Source organism: Lentzea sp. NPDC005914, assembly GCF_040629405.1.
GTDB lineage: Bacteria > Actinomycetota > Actinomycetes > Mycobacteriales > Pseudonocardiaceae > Lentzea.
The window spans coordinates 1-12,473 of record NZ_JBEXVQ010000072.1 but is presented as its reverse complement, the minus strand read 5'-3'; the positions used below and the strand labels follow the sequence as shown (position 1 = coordinate 12,473).

Sequence of the window (12,473 nt, the reverse complement as noted above, 5' to 3'; positions counted from 1 at the left end):
GCCCCACCGCCTACGAAGCCACCCGATACCAACCAGTCGATCAGGTAGCGTGACAACACCTCATCGACCCTGTCCGTCAAAACGGGGCAACCCCACGAACCTCAGAGGGTCGCGTGCGCGCTGTGCGCCCAGTACGACGGGCGTCCGCTGCTCGCCGCTGACCTTGTACACCAGGGCGAGCGCGACAACGTCAGCGTCAACGATCGGGACCAGCGCGTTCTGCATCATCGACGTCTTGGCCGGCGACCAGCCAACACGTTCGCCTGCCTCTGCCAAGGTCAAGGCGCTTTCCTTGCGCCACAACGCAAGCGCTCGCCCGACCGCACGGTTCTGAAGGTTGGATTTAAAGTCTTTTGGCATGCTCGGCTCGCTCGTTACGTGGGCGGAATTGACGCGGTGCGGTGCACCGCGTCAGCGCCCTTGCCGACCCGGTTGTGTGAGGTGGAGTCCGGAGGCTGGCGGCTTTGTGTGCTCAACGGACAGTTCTACGTGTTGCCGCTTCGTCTTCAGCCGGACATGAGGCGTCGTATAGGCGGACGATCAACTTCTTGGAGTCGGCCTCATCCAAGCTCTGCACGTGAAGCGCGCGAATGACCTTCTCGTAGCCCGTGGTCGCATCCGTCGACTCAGCGAGCAGGCTGGAGTTCTCGGTATCCACCCACACCAGCGGTTCGTACTTCGCAAAGGTCAGCTGAGTGAACGGCCCGGCAAGGCCAGCGTGCGCGCCAAGTGCGGCGGGCACGATCCGGATCGTGGTGTTCGCCCACTTCGCCATGAGCAGGAGGTGCAGCAACTGCCCGGCGTGCACCTCAGCACCACCGACGCGCAGGAGCAGCGCCAACTCGTGGATGAAGAAGGTGCACTTCTTGCCGCCGCGAAGCAACTCCTGCATCGCAAGCTGCGCCTTCAGTCGAGCTTGCAGTTCGGCTGCCGGGACCGTGGAGGATGCGAGCAGTACCTCACGCATGTAGTCGACCGTCTGAAGGAACAGCGGCACCATGTGCGTGTGCCAGCTCGTCAGCGACTCGGCCACGGCTAGGTTTTCGACGAGCGTACGAAGCTGGATAGGCGCACACGTGCCGTGCTGCTGCCACCAGCCCTTGATTTCACTCTCCGGGTACAGCGACAGCACATGAGCACGTTCGGCGGCACCAAGTCGGCAGATGCCCAGCAGTGCGGCAACTTCGAGCTGGCTGGCCCCGCCCTTGCCGTTCACGACATTCGAGAGCTTCGCTTCATCCCAGTCCACGATCTCGGCGAGCGCGCGTGAGGTCAGACCTGCACCTGCGATGGCTGCTCGAACACCAGCGCCGAACTCCCGGCCACGCGCGGTCGACATCCTCTTTGGCATCACTAGTTCCTTGCGTCAGCTCGAAGAACTCGAACGCCTTCGAGTGCCTGCTGTAGTTCTTCACGCGCCCGCACAGGCTTCTGGGCGGCGCGACTTCTCGCGCCCCAGCTCAGCGGCTGTTGTGGTGCTGGTATCGGCGATGCGCGGCTGCTCGCTGCCACCAGTCGAAGTGGTCGCCGATGATCCAGGTCCATGTTCCTGCGGCGATGAAGCCGAGGATGACCGTGATCGCGATCATGGCTCGTGCCCGCGCGGAACGGCCGGAGCGCGGTGGCTGCCCTCGCGTGGGAGCGCGCGCTTAACGGCGGAACGAGCGAGCAACTCGCCGTACGTGACGGCGATGACGACGCTGATGATCAGCACGAGGACGGTCGAAAGCCCGCAGACGCAGAGCTGCGCGCTTGCCGCGAGAGTGGTCATCGCGGCTCCTTCCTGGTCGCCATGTGCTTGAGGTGTCCGGTGACGTGTCTGAGGCGGACGCGGAGTCCTCACGTCACCGGACGGTCTGACGGCTGCCGAGCAGGCATGTCAGACTGAAATCAAGATTTCATCAGCGCTCGATCAGCGGTACGGCCCGCGGGTGACATGGGACGACCTGCTGCGACCTGGGGAGCGAGGAGGGGCGATGCGGACGTTTCGCACCGTGCTTGAGCAGCGGATATGGGAACGCCGGCTGACGCTGGAGGAGTTTGTCCAGGAAGCCGAGCTGTACGCGCGCGAGCATCGGGAGCCCGGCACGCTCGGACTCCGGCACCTTCAGCGGCTGGTCGCTGGTCGACGGTCAGCCAGCGAGACTCTCGGCCAGGTGAAGGCGAGTACTGCCCGGCTGCTGGAGAGCATGCTCGGCTCGCCGGTTGACGAGTTGCTGTCCCCGCCGGTGGAACGCAGCGCTGCGAGGGTCGCGGCTGGCGTTCCCATCGAACCTGGCCTGGCGGGAGCATTCGAGTGGCTTGACAGCTCGGCTGGCTGGCGGCCAGGTACGACGCTCGCCAAGGTCGGCGCCGGGCTGAGGACCACTGACATCGGGGATGTCCAGAACGAGCGCGCGCGGCGCGGCCGGGCTGGTCGACGTCAGGTCGTCGATGCGGTCGGGCGGTACTACGGAACCCATGGCACGTTCGGCGTCTGCGGTTCAGGCCTGGACGTCCGGACCAGCGTGTTCACCAAGCCCGAATGGATTGACCTGAGGTTGTCGCTCGACGCGGACCACGACCGGCTGGCGCTCGTTCAACGAACCGCGGCCGCACTCGCGATGGACGACGGATGCGCGCAGGCAGCCGTCGAGCGGCTTGTAGCGGCTGCGGAGCTCGGTGTGCGGTTCGCGAACCTGCCGTTGTATCGGCTGGCGGAGATCGACGTCACCAGGCAGGGCATCGGTGGAGCTGTCGATGTGGGGTGGTTTGTCGAGTACGCACTGACGATGGACCTGCTCGAAGCGGAGCTGGCAGATACGGCGACGAGCGGCACTGGCGCGCTGAATCCTTTGCGGGACAAGTACTTGCCGGATCTAGACGCGGTGCTCAACGTGGCCGGGCGCGTCAGTGCGGGCGGCGTTCTGTCGCTTGTGGCGATTGCAAGGCCAGGAGACCCGTTCCGCGGTGCCGCGGATTACGCCTTGATCGTGCAGACGCGGTCGGACCAGGTGGTGAACGCCGCTGGAAAGCTGGCGGTCATCCCGAAGGGCTTTCACCAGCCGCTTACTGATCACCGTGCTGACGTACGCATCGGCGCCACGCTCCGGCGCGAGCTGGAAGAGGAGTTGTTCGGGCGAAGCGACGTGGACACCAGCGAAGTGACAACGCGGGCGGCGGCTCCGATGCACCCCGGTCGCTGGTCGGCGCCGATGCGGTGGCTGGAGGACGGGCCAGGCCGGTTGCGGATGGAGTGCACCGGGTTCGGGCTGAACCTCGTCAGCGGCAACTACGAGTTCGCGACCCTCGTCGTGATCGAGGACGAAGAGTTCTGGCCGCTGTTCGGTGGACAGCTTGAGGCGAACTGGGAGGCGGCCGGGCTGACGTTGTACTCAAGCCTGGACGGCGAACTCATCACGGACTTGGTGCAACAGGAGGCTTGGAGCAACGAGGGGTTGTTCGCGTTGCTCCAAGGGCTCCGGCGGCTGCGTGAGGTCGGCGGCTCCCGGGTGAGCCTTCCGAACTTCGAGCTATCAGGTTTGTGACGGCCAGCGGACGGTCATGACGACGGAGTCCGCGAGTGCTTCCCACGAGTGGTCGACGCCAGGGCCCCACATGATGTAGTCGCCCTGGCGGCTCATGGTCTTGCTACCGCCGGTGGTGTCAACGCGGAAGTTGCCTTCTACCAAAAGAACTAGCGTCGTGCGCTGGTCGTCTGCGGTCCACTCCGGACGCTTGTCGCCGGCGGGGTGGGTTCCCCACTTCACTTCGACGTCCTTCTGGGAGCGGACGCCGATCGACGGGTCGATGAAGTGTCCGACTAGCCAGCCGCGGGTCTCCGTGCTGTCGTCCGCGGCGTTTCCGGCTTGCCAGTTGACGGTCACCTGATCTCCCATTCGATCTCTGGCAGGTCTACGCGGTCGCCGCCGATCTCGCGGAGGCGGCGCAGGCCCTGCAGAAGGGCGAACAGCCCTTCGTTGCTCCAAGTTACATCGTTGACGAGTTCGTCCAGCAGCTCCCTGTCGTGGCTGGAGTACTGATGCAGGCGGGACGTTTCCCAGTTCGCCTGGACGTCGCCGCCGAAGCGGTTCCAGAACTCCTCGTCCTCGATGACGATCAGGCTGGCGAACTCGAAGTTGCCGCTCACGAGGTTGAGGCCGAAGCCTGTGCACTCCATGCGGAGGCGGCCGGGTTCGGCCAGGAGCCACCGCATCGGCTCGGACAGCCGGCTCGGGTGCATTGGGTCCGCGTGGCGCTGCTCAGTCAGCGTGTTGTCGACGTCGACGCGGTCGAACAGCTCTTCTTCCATCTCGCGGCGGAGGGTGGCGCCTACCTGCGTGTCGGCGCGGACGTCGGTGAGTGGCTGGTGGAAGCCCTTGGGGATCACGGCCAGGCGGCGGGCGGCATTGATGACGTGACCTGAGCGCTCCTGGACCAGCAGCACGAAGTCCGGTTCTCCGCGGAACGCGTCGGCTGGGCGGGCGATGGCGGTCAGAGCGAGGGCGCCGCCTGCGCAAAGGCGCTCGCCGACGTTCAGCACGGCCGAGAGGGTCGGCATGTAGGCGTTGCGGATGGGGAGCGAACTGGCGTCCGCGGGCTTGCCTGCGGTGAGCGCATCGATCAGCTCGCCTTCGAGCAAGTCCATCGTCACGACGTAGCCAACGAAGTCGCTGATGCCCACAGCGCCGGCGATCTGGTGCTTCTGCATGTCCACGTCGAGCAGCCGGAACAGCGGCATGTTCACGATGCGGTGTCCCAGGGCCAGCGATTCGGCGAGCCGTTGTGTGGCGCGGTCTGCGTTCGCCTGGCCGATGGTGACGTTGTCAGATGGGGTTACCCCGGAGAGCTTTAGCTTGTCGTGCTTGGGGAACAGCGGGCATTCGAGGTCGAGCCAGTCCGGGTGGGTCAGCACCGTCGTCGACGCGGTTGTGTCTGCGCCGAACGTGGCGGTGTAGCGGCCGTGGCCAGTGGTTGTGGTGCCGTAGAAGTCCGCCAGCGCGCGGACGGTGTCGCGCTGGTTCAGCCTGCCCCGCCGTACACCGCGGTCTTGCAGGTCTCGGATGTCGAGCGCTGCGAGTCGAGCTGCTACCTCACGGCGCGCTGTGCCGGGGTCCCAGCCGGTGTGAGCGTCGAGCCAGTTCAGGGCGGCGACGATCGTTGCGTCCGCGGTGAGCCGTAGTTCGGCGTCTTCAGCTGCGCCCGTTGGGAGGTCGAGCGGGCCGCCGCTGATCAGCTTGGCGAAGCGGGCTTTGACGTCGTCGGGGGCCTGCTCCAGCGCGGTGTCGAGGATGCTCTTGATGTCCGTGCGGGGCTTCGTGTCCGGCTTCTGGTGCCAGGAGGCGACTGTGCGGACGCCGATACCTAGGCGCTCGGCGAACGCTTCGTGGGTGAGTCGCATTGCGTGTTGCAGGGCACTTGCCGTTTCGCCGGTCCAGTCCACGCTCATGTTTGCGCTACCCCCGGAGCGCTGAACTTGCATTGAACATGCATCGCTCATGCATGGGTTTGCACGGCGTTGCGCGCTGGAATTGGTGCATGGAAATCAAGCCGCTCAACCAGCAGAAACGCACCGCGCTACCGGTTCTCGCGAACTTGCTTCGCCACGGACGCGAGATCGGACTTCAGGTCGTCGAGGCGTTCGGTGATGTCGATCAGACGCTGTTCGACACTGTCCAAACGCGACCAAAGCGAGTCGCCGGGGTCCGTGATCGGCTCGTCTCGCTCTGGCGGGCGGCGGCCGTGAAGGACGGCGTCGAGGTGCAGCGGGTGCCAGCCCATGGCTGTAGACAAGGATTCCAGCGTTCGCGGGCCCCGCCGGCGCTCCACGGTGTGGTGCTGGATCTCGCGCACGATGGCTTGCGAGACGTTCGAACGCTCCGCGAGCTCACGTTGACGCCAGCCGAGCTCGTTCACGCGCTCGTTGATCGCTCTGGCGACTGCCGCCCAATCCTCCGACACGTATTCCTCCGCGCTCCGCCTCAGCGCTGAGATTAGCCGCTTTTCGTTCTTTGGTGACGTGACACGGCGCATTCCGCACCGCGTGCGATCAAACGCGCCTTCGGATGCGCTGAAATCATTCAATTAGAGCTGAAATCGTCAGCTCACTCTTCGAAGGGCCTATTCCTATGCGTACTTCTGTGTCTTCTGTTCACACCATCCGCGAGACCGCCTGGGTGCTCGGTATCAGCCAGGGACTCGTGTTTCGGGCGATCCGGCTCGGGCTCCTGACTGCTGAGCGTCAGTACGGACGACTCGTCGTCTCCGACAGCTCGCTGCGGCGAGTGCTCTCGGAGCCGGGGGTGCTCCGTGACTGATCTGCGGCTGGTCGGAATCGCCTGGTCGCTGGACCACCTGCGATGGGTGCCGACCGATGAGTTGACCGACGTCGTGCAGAGCGACGGGCTGTGTATGTGGACGTTCACGGGCGAACCACCGTGGGCGGGCGAGGAACTGGCCGATCACGAGCTGGCCGAACGGCAGTGTGCCGGGTGTCCTGTGCGAGACGAGTGCTTGGAACTGGAGTTGCGCACCGCTGGCGCTGACACGGTCGGGGTGTGGGGGGCGCTGCCGGAAGACGAGCGGCGCGAGGTGCACCAGCACTGGCTCGAACGCGGTGAACGGGCCGAGAGGGGGCCGTGTTCATGAACGCCATCAGCGTCACGCCCACTCAGGTGCTGGCCGCGGTCGGTGTGCTCTTGGTTCTGGTGTTGGTCTGGCGGGCTGGTTCTCGCCGGGCGAAGGCTGCGGCCAGCGCGGCTCGGACGAGCGTTCGGCTGATGTCGCTTGGCGGGCGCGTTGTTGTGAACGCCGTGCTGATCGTCATCGTTCAGTGGGTGGTCGTCACGCACGGCGTGAACGGCTGGCTGTTGTTCGCGGTGCTCGGAGTGCCGGCGTTGCTCGCGTCCTACACGCTGACGAAGGCACTCACGGTGACTACGTACGAGCCTCGCGGCCGTGGTGGTGATCGGAAGTGAGCGAGCCGATCGAGCGGGTTGCTGTGCAGGTGGACCGGTTGTGCTGGACCGGGATTCTGCTCGGGCTCGCGTTCACGATGACGAACGTTCAGCAGTTCGCTGCGGCTGGCGCGGCCGTGTGGTCGCTCGCTTGGTTCGCGGCGTGGCTGTTGGACCCGATGGTGTCGCTGGTGCTGCTGGCGATCCTCCGTGCCGAGCAGGTGACGGCTCGGCACGGGGTGCGGCTCGGTGGATGGGTGCGAGCTGCGAAATGGTTCACGCTCGGGGCCACGTACGTCATGAACACCTGGAGTGCGTTCGTGGCCGGATCTGCGGCGCTGGTGGTGTTGCACTCGGTGCCGCCGCTCGTTGTGTTCGTCGCTGCCGAAGCGGTGACGGAGCTGCGGGACAAGCTTGGGACTGCTGCGGGTGCCACGGTGGAGGCCGTGGCACCCGGTCCGCGGACGTCGTTCGCGGAGTACCTGGCGGTGGCTCGGAAGGCTCGTAAGTCGAGCGCCAAGGTTTCGCCGGCTTGGGTTCGTGAGGTCACCGGGTGCTCGCGCGGGCTGTCTTCGAAGCTGGCTGCGGCGTTGAACGGGGACCGATCGTGAACGGCGAACTGGTTCCTGCCGAGCAGGTGTTGGAAGGGGAGTTGATTGACGAGCGTGCGGCGCTCGTCCGGCGGATTGAGACCACCTGGCGCTACTCGCGGGTGGTGCCTCCGGCGCTGAAGTCTCGGGAGGCGTTGAAGCTTGCCGCGAAGGACGCGCTTGCTTGGGTGGTTCGGGCTCCGCTTCGGTGCGCGAGCGCTGTCGGTCGAGGCCTGGTGCTCGCGGCGCGCGGCTGGCGGAACTGGGTTCGGGCGCGGGACTACCGCGACGCTGCCGAGCAGTCGGAGAAGTTGGCGGACAAGTTCGTTGAGATCCGTGCTCTGACGCTGTTCCGGTGGAAGGTCACCGGGACCGTGCTGCTCGCTGGCGGCGCGGCGATGACGGTGGCGTGGCTGCTCTACGGAGACCTCGTGCTGTGGAGCGTTGGAACCGTTGGTGCGGCGGCGCTGGCAATCGTGGGGCGGGCGAAGGACGGATCACCAGGACGGAAGTCAGTACTCGCCGGGCCGCGAACGCTCACTTGGACGATGGACTCTCAGGTCCTGGTCGACGCGTTCCGGGACGCGAAGCTCATCGGCAAGGACGAGTCACTGCGGCTGGTCGAGCGTGCATCTCGGCAGGGCGCCGGGTGGGCGATCACGGTGGATCTTCCGGCCACACGCAAGGCTGCTGACGTCGTGAAGCACCGGGAGGACCTAGCATCGGCGCTCGCAGTGGACGAGATCCAACTCAGTGTGGAGCGAGTTCGCGGCAACGCCGGACATGCCGGTCGGGTGGCGATGTGGGTGGCCGATGAGGACCCGTACGCGTCACCGCCGATCGGAACGCCGTTGCTCGCGGTCGAACGGTGGGACGCGTGGCGGCCGGTGCCCTTTGGCACTGATGCTCGCGGGCGACGGATCGACTTGCCGCTCGTGTGGACGTCCGTGCTCATCGGCGCGATTCCGCGGCAGGGCAAGACGATGGCTGAGCGGCTGGCTGCGGCCGGGCTGATTCTAGATCCGTACGCGCGGCTGTACGTCGCCGACTTCAAGAACGGGAAGGACTGGCAAGCCGCGGAGCAGGTTGCCCATAGGTTCATGGCCGGTGACGACAGCGAGCACGTGCTGGAGTTCCTGGACTGGCTCGTTGAGTTGGTCGCGGACGTCCAACGGCGCTATCGGCGGATGCAGGATCTGGACGACGTGACGTGTCCCGAGTCGAAGGTGACGCCGGCTATGTCGCGTGATCCGTCGCTGGACATGCCGATCACCGCGTTGGTTGTCGATGAGGTCCACATTGCACTGGAGGATCGCACTCCCGTTGTGGTGCAAGGGAAGAAGCTCACAGCAGGAGAGCAGATCGGCGAGTTGCTGACGTGGCTGGCGAAGAAGGCGCCGGCTGCGGGGCTGGTCCTGGTGCTCGCTACGCAACGCCCGGACAGCAACACGATTCCGTCGAAGTTGCGGGCGGTGCTCGGGTCGCGGTTCGCGTTGCGGGTCATGGACTGGCGGGACAGCAACATCGTGCTCGGGGAGCAGATGAACACCCGCGGGTACGACAGCAGCAGGTTGCTCCCGTCGCACAAGGGCGTAGGCATCCTGCGGCCAGACGGAGAGACGCAAGCCGGGGCTGATGTGCTCGCGCTGACCGTGCGGACGTTCTACATGCCCAACGAGGACTGGCGGGCGATTTGCGAACGAGGCCGAGCGCTCCGGGAAGTCGAAGGCACTCTGACTGGACAGGCTGCCGGGCAGGACGCGCCGTTGCTCCATCGCGCGGAGGTCGCGGAGGAGCTCGGCGGACCGAGTCGCGACGAGATCGAGCTGCCAGAGCCTTTGTCCGCGGTTGTGGACTACCTCGGTGACGAGCTGGACGAGCGCGAGTTCGTGCCCACGGCCGAGCTGGTCGAGGCGCTGGAGGTCGAGCCCACGACGTTCGGGAAGGACATGGGCGACCTCGGATGCCGGCCCACGAGGCAGTACGTCCAGGAAGAGGAAGGCACGCGGCGGGTCCGGGGCTACCTGACGGCGGACATTCGAGCTGCGATTGTTGAAATCGGCTCGTCGGCGCTACCGAGCGTGGACCAGCTATGACCGGTGACGACCAGAATCTTGGAGAGCTGAAGGTCAACCTTCCGGCGGAACTACCTGTCCTCACCAGGAGGGTAAGCCGCATACTGCTAGATATCCTGTTCGAGCTGAGCGAGGCGGAGGCCCTGAACGGGCTTCCGGAAGGGAGGTGCGATGACTGTTGAAATCAGCCGAGACCCGTGGGCGATGCTCGACGACCTGTGGGGCATCGAGGTCAGCGAAGTCCTCGACAACGGCATCGGTCCCGTAGCGGGTTACGGCCGGTGCTCGACCGAGGACAACCAGGACCCCGAGACGTCGCGTGGCTGGCAGTTCGGCAACGCGGACAAGTTCGTTGGGCCGCTGGGCGGACACATCGTTGAAGAGTTCTTCGACATCGGCAAGTCGCGGTCGGTGCCGTGGGAGCGGAGGGACGAAGCATCGCGGTTGTTGGCAGCACTGAAGAACCCTCACCGTGGTTGGAACGCTGTCGTGGTGGGGGAGGGGACTCGGTGCTGGTTCGGCAACCAGTTCTCGTTGGTCGCTCCGCGGTTCGAGGCGTATGGGGTCGACCTGTGGGTGCCTGAGTTGGGTGGGAAGTACGATCCGCGGAACCCATCGCACAAGATGCTAATGAGCGTGCTCGGTGGCATGAGCGAGTCGGAGCGCCAGCACGTGCAGGCGCGTGTTCGGGCCGCTATGGACACGCAGGTGCTCAACGAAGGACGGCACCAGGGCGGGCGAGCGCCGTACGGGTACGTCACGGTGGACGGCGGACCGCACCCGAATCCGCGCAAGGCGGCGGAGGGCTACCGGTTGCGGGTGCTCGCGATTGATGACGACTCTGCATGGGTCGTGCAGCGGATCTTTGGCGAGTATCTGAGTGGTCGCGGTGACCGGGCGATTGCCAACGGGCTCAACCAGGACCACATTCCGTGTCCGTCCGCGCGGAGGCCTGACCAGAACCGACACCGGCCCGGCGACGGCTGGCAGGGCGGCACCGTGCGAGCGATTCTGGAGAACCCTCGCTACACCGGTTACGCATTCTTCGGACGGTCAACCAAGTACGAGACGCTGCTCGATCCCGACGACGTGGCGGCCGGTCACGTGGTGCGATTTCGGAAGGCCAGCCCGGACCGAGTTGTCCGGTCGAGGAAGCCAGCGCATCCGAAGATCGTGGAGATCGAGGACTTCACGGGCGTTCAGGTCCTGCGCAAGTCGAAGGGCGGTTTGCGGACGGCTCGGAAGACCGAGCGAGCTGGACGAGCGGTGAAGCACCGCTACCTGTTCCGAGGCCGCATTCGGTGCGACATTTGTGGACGAAAGATGGAGGGCAGCCCGCGCAAGAAGGCGATGTATTACCGGTGTCCGGCACGCACGTTGGCTCCGGGATCTCCCGCGCTCGCGTCGCATCCTGGTGCGGTCTACTTGCGGGAGGACGTTCTTCAGGACGCGGTGAACGGCTGGATCGGGCACGTCTTCGACCGGAAGAACCGTGATCGGACGGTCGCGGCGCTGATGGATTCGCAAGAGCCGGTGATCGAGGTCGGGCGTGACTCGGCAAAGAGGCGGCTCGCTGAGGCGGAAGCGAAGTTGATCAGGTTTCAGGATGCGATCAAGGCCGGCGTTGACCCTGCGGCGTTGGTCGAGGCGATCAACGAGGCTCAAGCCGAGCGAGTCGCGTCACGAGCTGCGCTGGAAAACGTCCCATTGCCGGTGGAGCGGGACGTTGCCGAGATCTACGCGGCGATCGACTCGATAAGCAACATAGACGCGGCGTTGCGAGGTCACGCGCCTACGAGGCTCGAAGAGTTGTACGACGAGATTGACCTGCAAGTTCGGTACAAGCAAAACCCCCACGAAGCTGATGTCTCCATCAACCCCGTGGGGGTGAATAATGCTGGTGTCCGAGGGGGGACTTGAACCCCCACCCCCTTTCGGGGACTAGCACCTCAAGCTAGCGCGTCTGCCATTCCGCCACCCGGACGTATTTAGTTCTGCCTCGGCTCGCGCCGTGGTGTGTGCATAGATTACATGATCGTCGCTGTGGGCCAAAATCGGGGTGTCGGCTTGGGGTTTGGGCTGGTCAGGTGTGGTGGGCGGCGAGGCGGAGGATCACGTCGTCTGTGGTGTTGGGGCGGTGATCGTGGGTGCTTCGGCTTGAGTGGTTAGGCGGGGCCACTTTGTGGGCGTGCGGCGCGCGTCGGAGGGGTGTGGGGGTTGGGCTGCTGGGGCGGTGGTTTGGGCGGGTTAGGGTCGCTGGATGGGTGAGCTGACGGGGTGGTTGCTCGACTCGGATCCGGCGTTGCGGTGGCAGGTGCAGAAGGATCTTTTGGGGGCGCCGCGGGAGGTTTGGGAGGCCACGCGGGGGCGGGTGGCTGAGGAAGGGTTTGGGGCTCGGCTGCTTGCGTTGCAAGGGGTGGACGGGATGTGGGCGGGTGGGGCGTTCTTTCCCCTTGGGTTTGGTGGGGAGGGGGGTGGGCAGCCGTGGACGGCTACCACTTGGTCGCTCAACTCGTTGCGGGAGTGGGGGGTTGAGGCGGCGGTGCTGGGGCGGACGGTTGAGTTGCTTGGGGAGAACTGTCGGTGGGAGTACGAAGGGTTGCCCTACTGGGGTGGTGAGGTTGATGTCTGCATCAACTCGTGGACGTTGGCCAACGGGGCGTGGCTTGGGGCGGACGTTCGGGGGCTTGCGGAGTGGTTTGGCCGGCATCAGCTGGGGGATGGTGGGTGGAATTGCGAGTGGGTTGAGGGGGCTGAGAGGTCTTCGTTTCACTCGACGCTTAGAACTCCTAACTCAATGAGAGGTTGCGGAGTCGGCGCCAGCAGATGATCGCGCAGGCCAGGCTGAGGAAGGCTTCGTGGATGTCATCGCG

Annotated in this window: 15 protein-coding genes and 1 tRNA gene; 8 read left to right on the top strand and 8 right to left on the bottom strand. The window is 65.5% G+C overall.

What is annotated here, in order from left to right; all coding sequences use genetic code 11:
- Window positions 1–60: 60 nt before the first annotated feature.
- The 4 genes from ABZ345_RS46695 to ABZ345_RS46680 all read right to left on the bottom strand — a co-directional run bounded on the left by ABZ345_RS46695 (window position 61) and on the right by ABZ345_RS46680 (window position 1,771).
- Window positions 61–360 (bottom strand): helix-turn-helix domain-containing protein, encoded by a 300-nt coding sequence (locus tag ABZ345_RS46695; RefSeq protein ID WP_359862117.1) that lies wholly within the window; start codon window positions 358–360, stop codon window positions 61–63.
- 112 nt (window positions 361–472) lie between these two features.
- The gene (locus tag ABZ345_RS46690; protein WP_359862115.1) at window positions 473–1,351 is read right to left on the bottom strand and encodes a helix-turn-helix transcriptional regulator; all 879 of its coding nucleotides are present in this window, start codon (window positions 1,349–1,351) and stop codon (window positions 473–475) included.
- A gap of 109 nt (window positions 1,352–1,460) precedes the next feature.
- Window positions 1,461–1,589, bottom strand: coding sequence for a hypothetical protein (locus tag ABZ345_RS46685; protein WP_359862113.1), 129 nt, complete (start codon window positions 1,587–1,589; stop codon window positions 1,461–1,463).
- Complete coding sequence (locus ABZ345_RS46680) at window positions 1,586–1,771, bottom strand: hypothetical protein (protein ID WP_359862111.1); 186 nt, start codon at window positions 1,769–1,771, stop codon at window positions 1,586–1,588. Before ABZ345_RS46680 ends, ABZ345_RS46685 begins: the two co-directional genes overlap by 4 nt.
- 205 nt (window positions 1,772–1,976) lie before the next feature.
- Here ABZ345_RS46680 and ABZ345_RS46675 point away from each other — a divergent pair, with 205 nt between their 5' ends.
- The gene (locus ABZ345_RS46675; protein ID WP_359862109.1) at window positions 1,977–3,527 is read left to right on the top strand and encodes a transcriptional regulator; all 1,551 of its coding nucleotides are present in this window, start codon (window positions 1,977–1,979) and stop codon (window positions 3,525–3,527) included.
- On the opposite strand, the gene ABZ345_RS46670 is transcribed toward ABZ345_RS46675, so the two are convergent.
- From ABZ345_RS46670 to ABZ345_RS46660, 3 genes are all read right to left on the bottom strand, one after another.
- Window positions 3,516–3,866 (bottom strand): signal peptidase I, encoded by a 351-nt coding sequence (locus ABZ345_RS46670; protein WP_359862107.1) that lies wholly within the window; start codon window positions 3,864–3,866, stop codon window positions 3,516–3,518. The two genes, ABZ345_RS46675 and ABZ345_RS46670, sit on opposite strands and share 12 nt — an antisense overlap.
- Complete coding sequence (locus ABZ345_RS46665; protein WP_359862105.1) at window positions 3,863–5,428, bottom strand: transcriptional regulator; 1,566 nt, start codon at window positions 5,426–5,428, stop codon at window positions 3,863–3,865. Before ABZ345_RS46665 ends, ABZ345_RS46670 begins: the two co-directional genes overlap by 4 nt.
- Before the next feature lie 128 nt (window positions 5,429–5,556).
- Entirely contained in the window at window positions 5,557–5,940 is a 384-nt protein-coding gene (locus tag ABZ345_RS46660; protein ID WP_253325605.1) for a helix-turn-helix domain-containing protein, read from the bottom strand.
- Between the two features lie 179 nt (window positions 5,941–6,119).
- On the opposite strand from ABZ345_RS46660, the gene ABZ345_RS46655 reads away from it, so the two are divergent.
- From ABZ345_RS46655 to ABZ345_RS46625, 7 genes are read left to right on the top strand one after another with little or no spacing between them, the layout of a single operon-like run.
- Complete coding sequence (locus ABZ345_RS46655) at window positions 6,120–6,296, top strand: helix-turn-helix domain-containing protein (protein WP_359862103.1); 177 nt, start codon at window positions 6,120–6,122, stop codon at window positions 6,294–6,296.
- Window positions 6,289–6,627 (top strand): WhiB family transcriptional regulator, encoded by a 339-nt coding sequence (locus ABZ345_RS46650; RefSeq protein ID WP_359862101.1) that lies wholly within the window; start codon window positions 6,289–6,291, stop codon window positions 6,625–6,627. The genes ABZ345_RS46655 and ABZ345_RS46650 overlap by 8 nt, the downstream gene beginning before the upstream one ends.
- Window positions 6,624–6,956, top strand: a complete 333-nt coding sequence (locus ABZ345_RS46645; RefSeq protein ID WP_359862099.1) for a hypothetical protein — start codon at window positions 6,624–6,626, stop codon at window positions 6,954–6,956. Before ABZ345_RS46650 ends, ABZ345_RS46645 begins: the two co-directional genes overlap by 4 nt.
- Window positions 6,953–7,546 (top strand): hypothetical protein, encoded by a 594-nt coding sequence (locus tag ABZ345_RS46640; RefSeq protein WP_359862097.1) that lies wholly within the window; start codon window positions 6,953–6,955, stop codon window positions 7,544–7,546. The genes ABZ345_RS46645 and ABZ345_RS46640 overlap by 4 nt, the downstream gene beginning before the upstream one ends.
- The gene (locus ABZ345_RS46635; protein WP_359862096.1) at window positions 7,543–9,621 is read left to right on the top strand and encodes a cell division protein FtsK; all 2,079 of its coding nucleotides are present in this window, start codon (window positions 7,543–7,545) and stop codon (window positions 9,619–9,621) included. Before ABZ345_RS46640 ends, ABZ345_RS46635 begins: the two co-directional genes overlap by 4 nt.
- Window positions 9,618–9,782: a hypothetical protein gene (locus ABZ345_RS46630; RefSeq protein ID WP_359862094.1), complete on the top strand. Its 165-nt coding sequence runs from the start codon at window positions 9,618–9,620 to the stop codon at window positions 9,780–9,782. Before ABZ345_RS46635 ends, ABZ345_RS46630 begins: the two co-directional genes overlap by 4 nt.
- A complete protein-coding gene (locus ABZ345_RS46625) occupies window positions 9,772–11,520 on the top strand; it encodes a recombinase family protein (protein ID WP_359862092.1) in 1,749 nt (582 codons plus the stop codon). Before ABZ345_RS46630 ends, ABZ345_RS46625 begins: the two co-directional genes overlap by 11 nt.
- On the opposite strand, the gene ABZ345_RS46620 is transcribed toward ABZ345_RS46625, so the two are convergent.
- Window positions 11,499–11,584 (bottom strand) — tRNA-Leu (locus ABZ345_RS46620). The two genes, ABZ345_RS46625 and ABZ345_RS46620, sit on opposite strands and share 22 nt — an antisense overlap.
- Window positions 11,585–12,473: the final 889 nt, after the last annotated feature.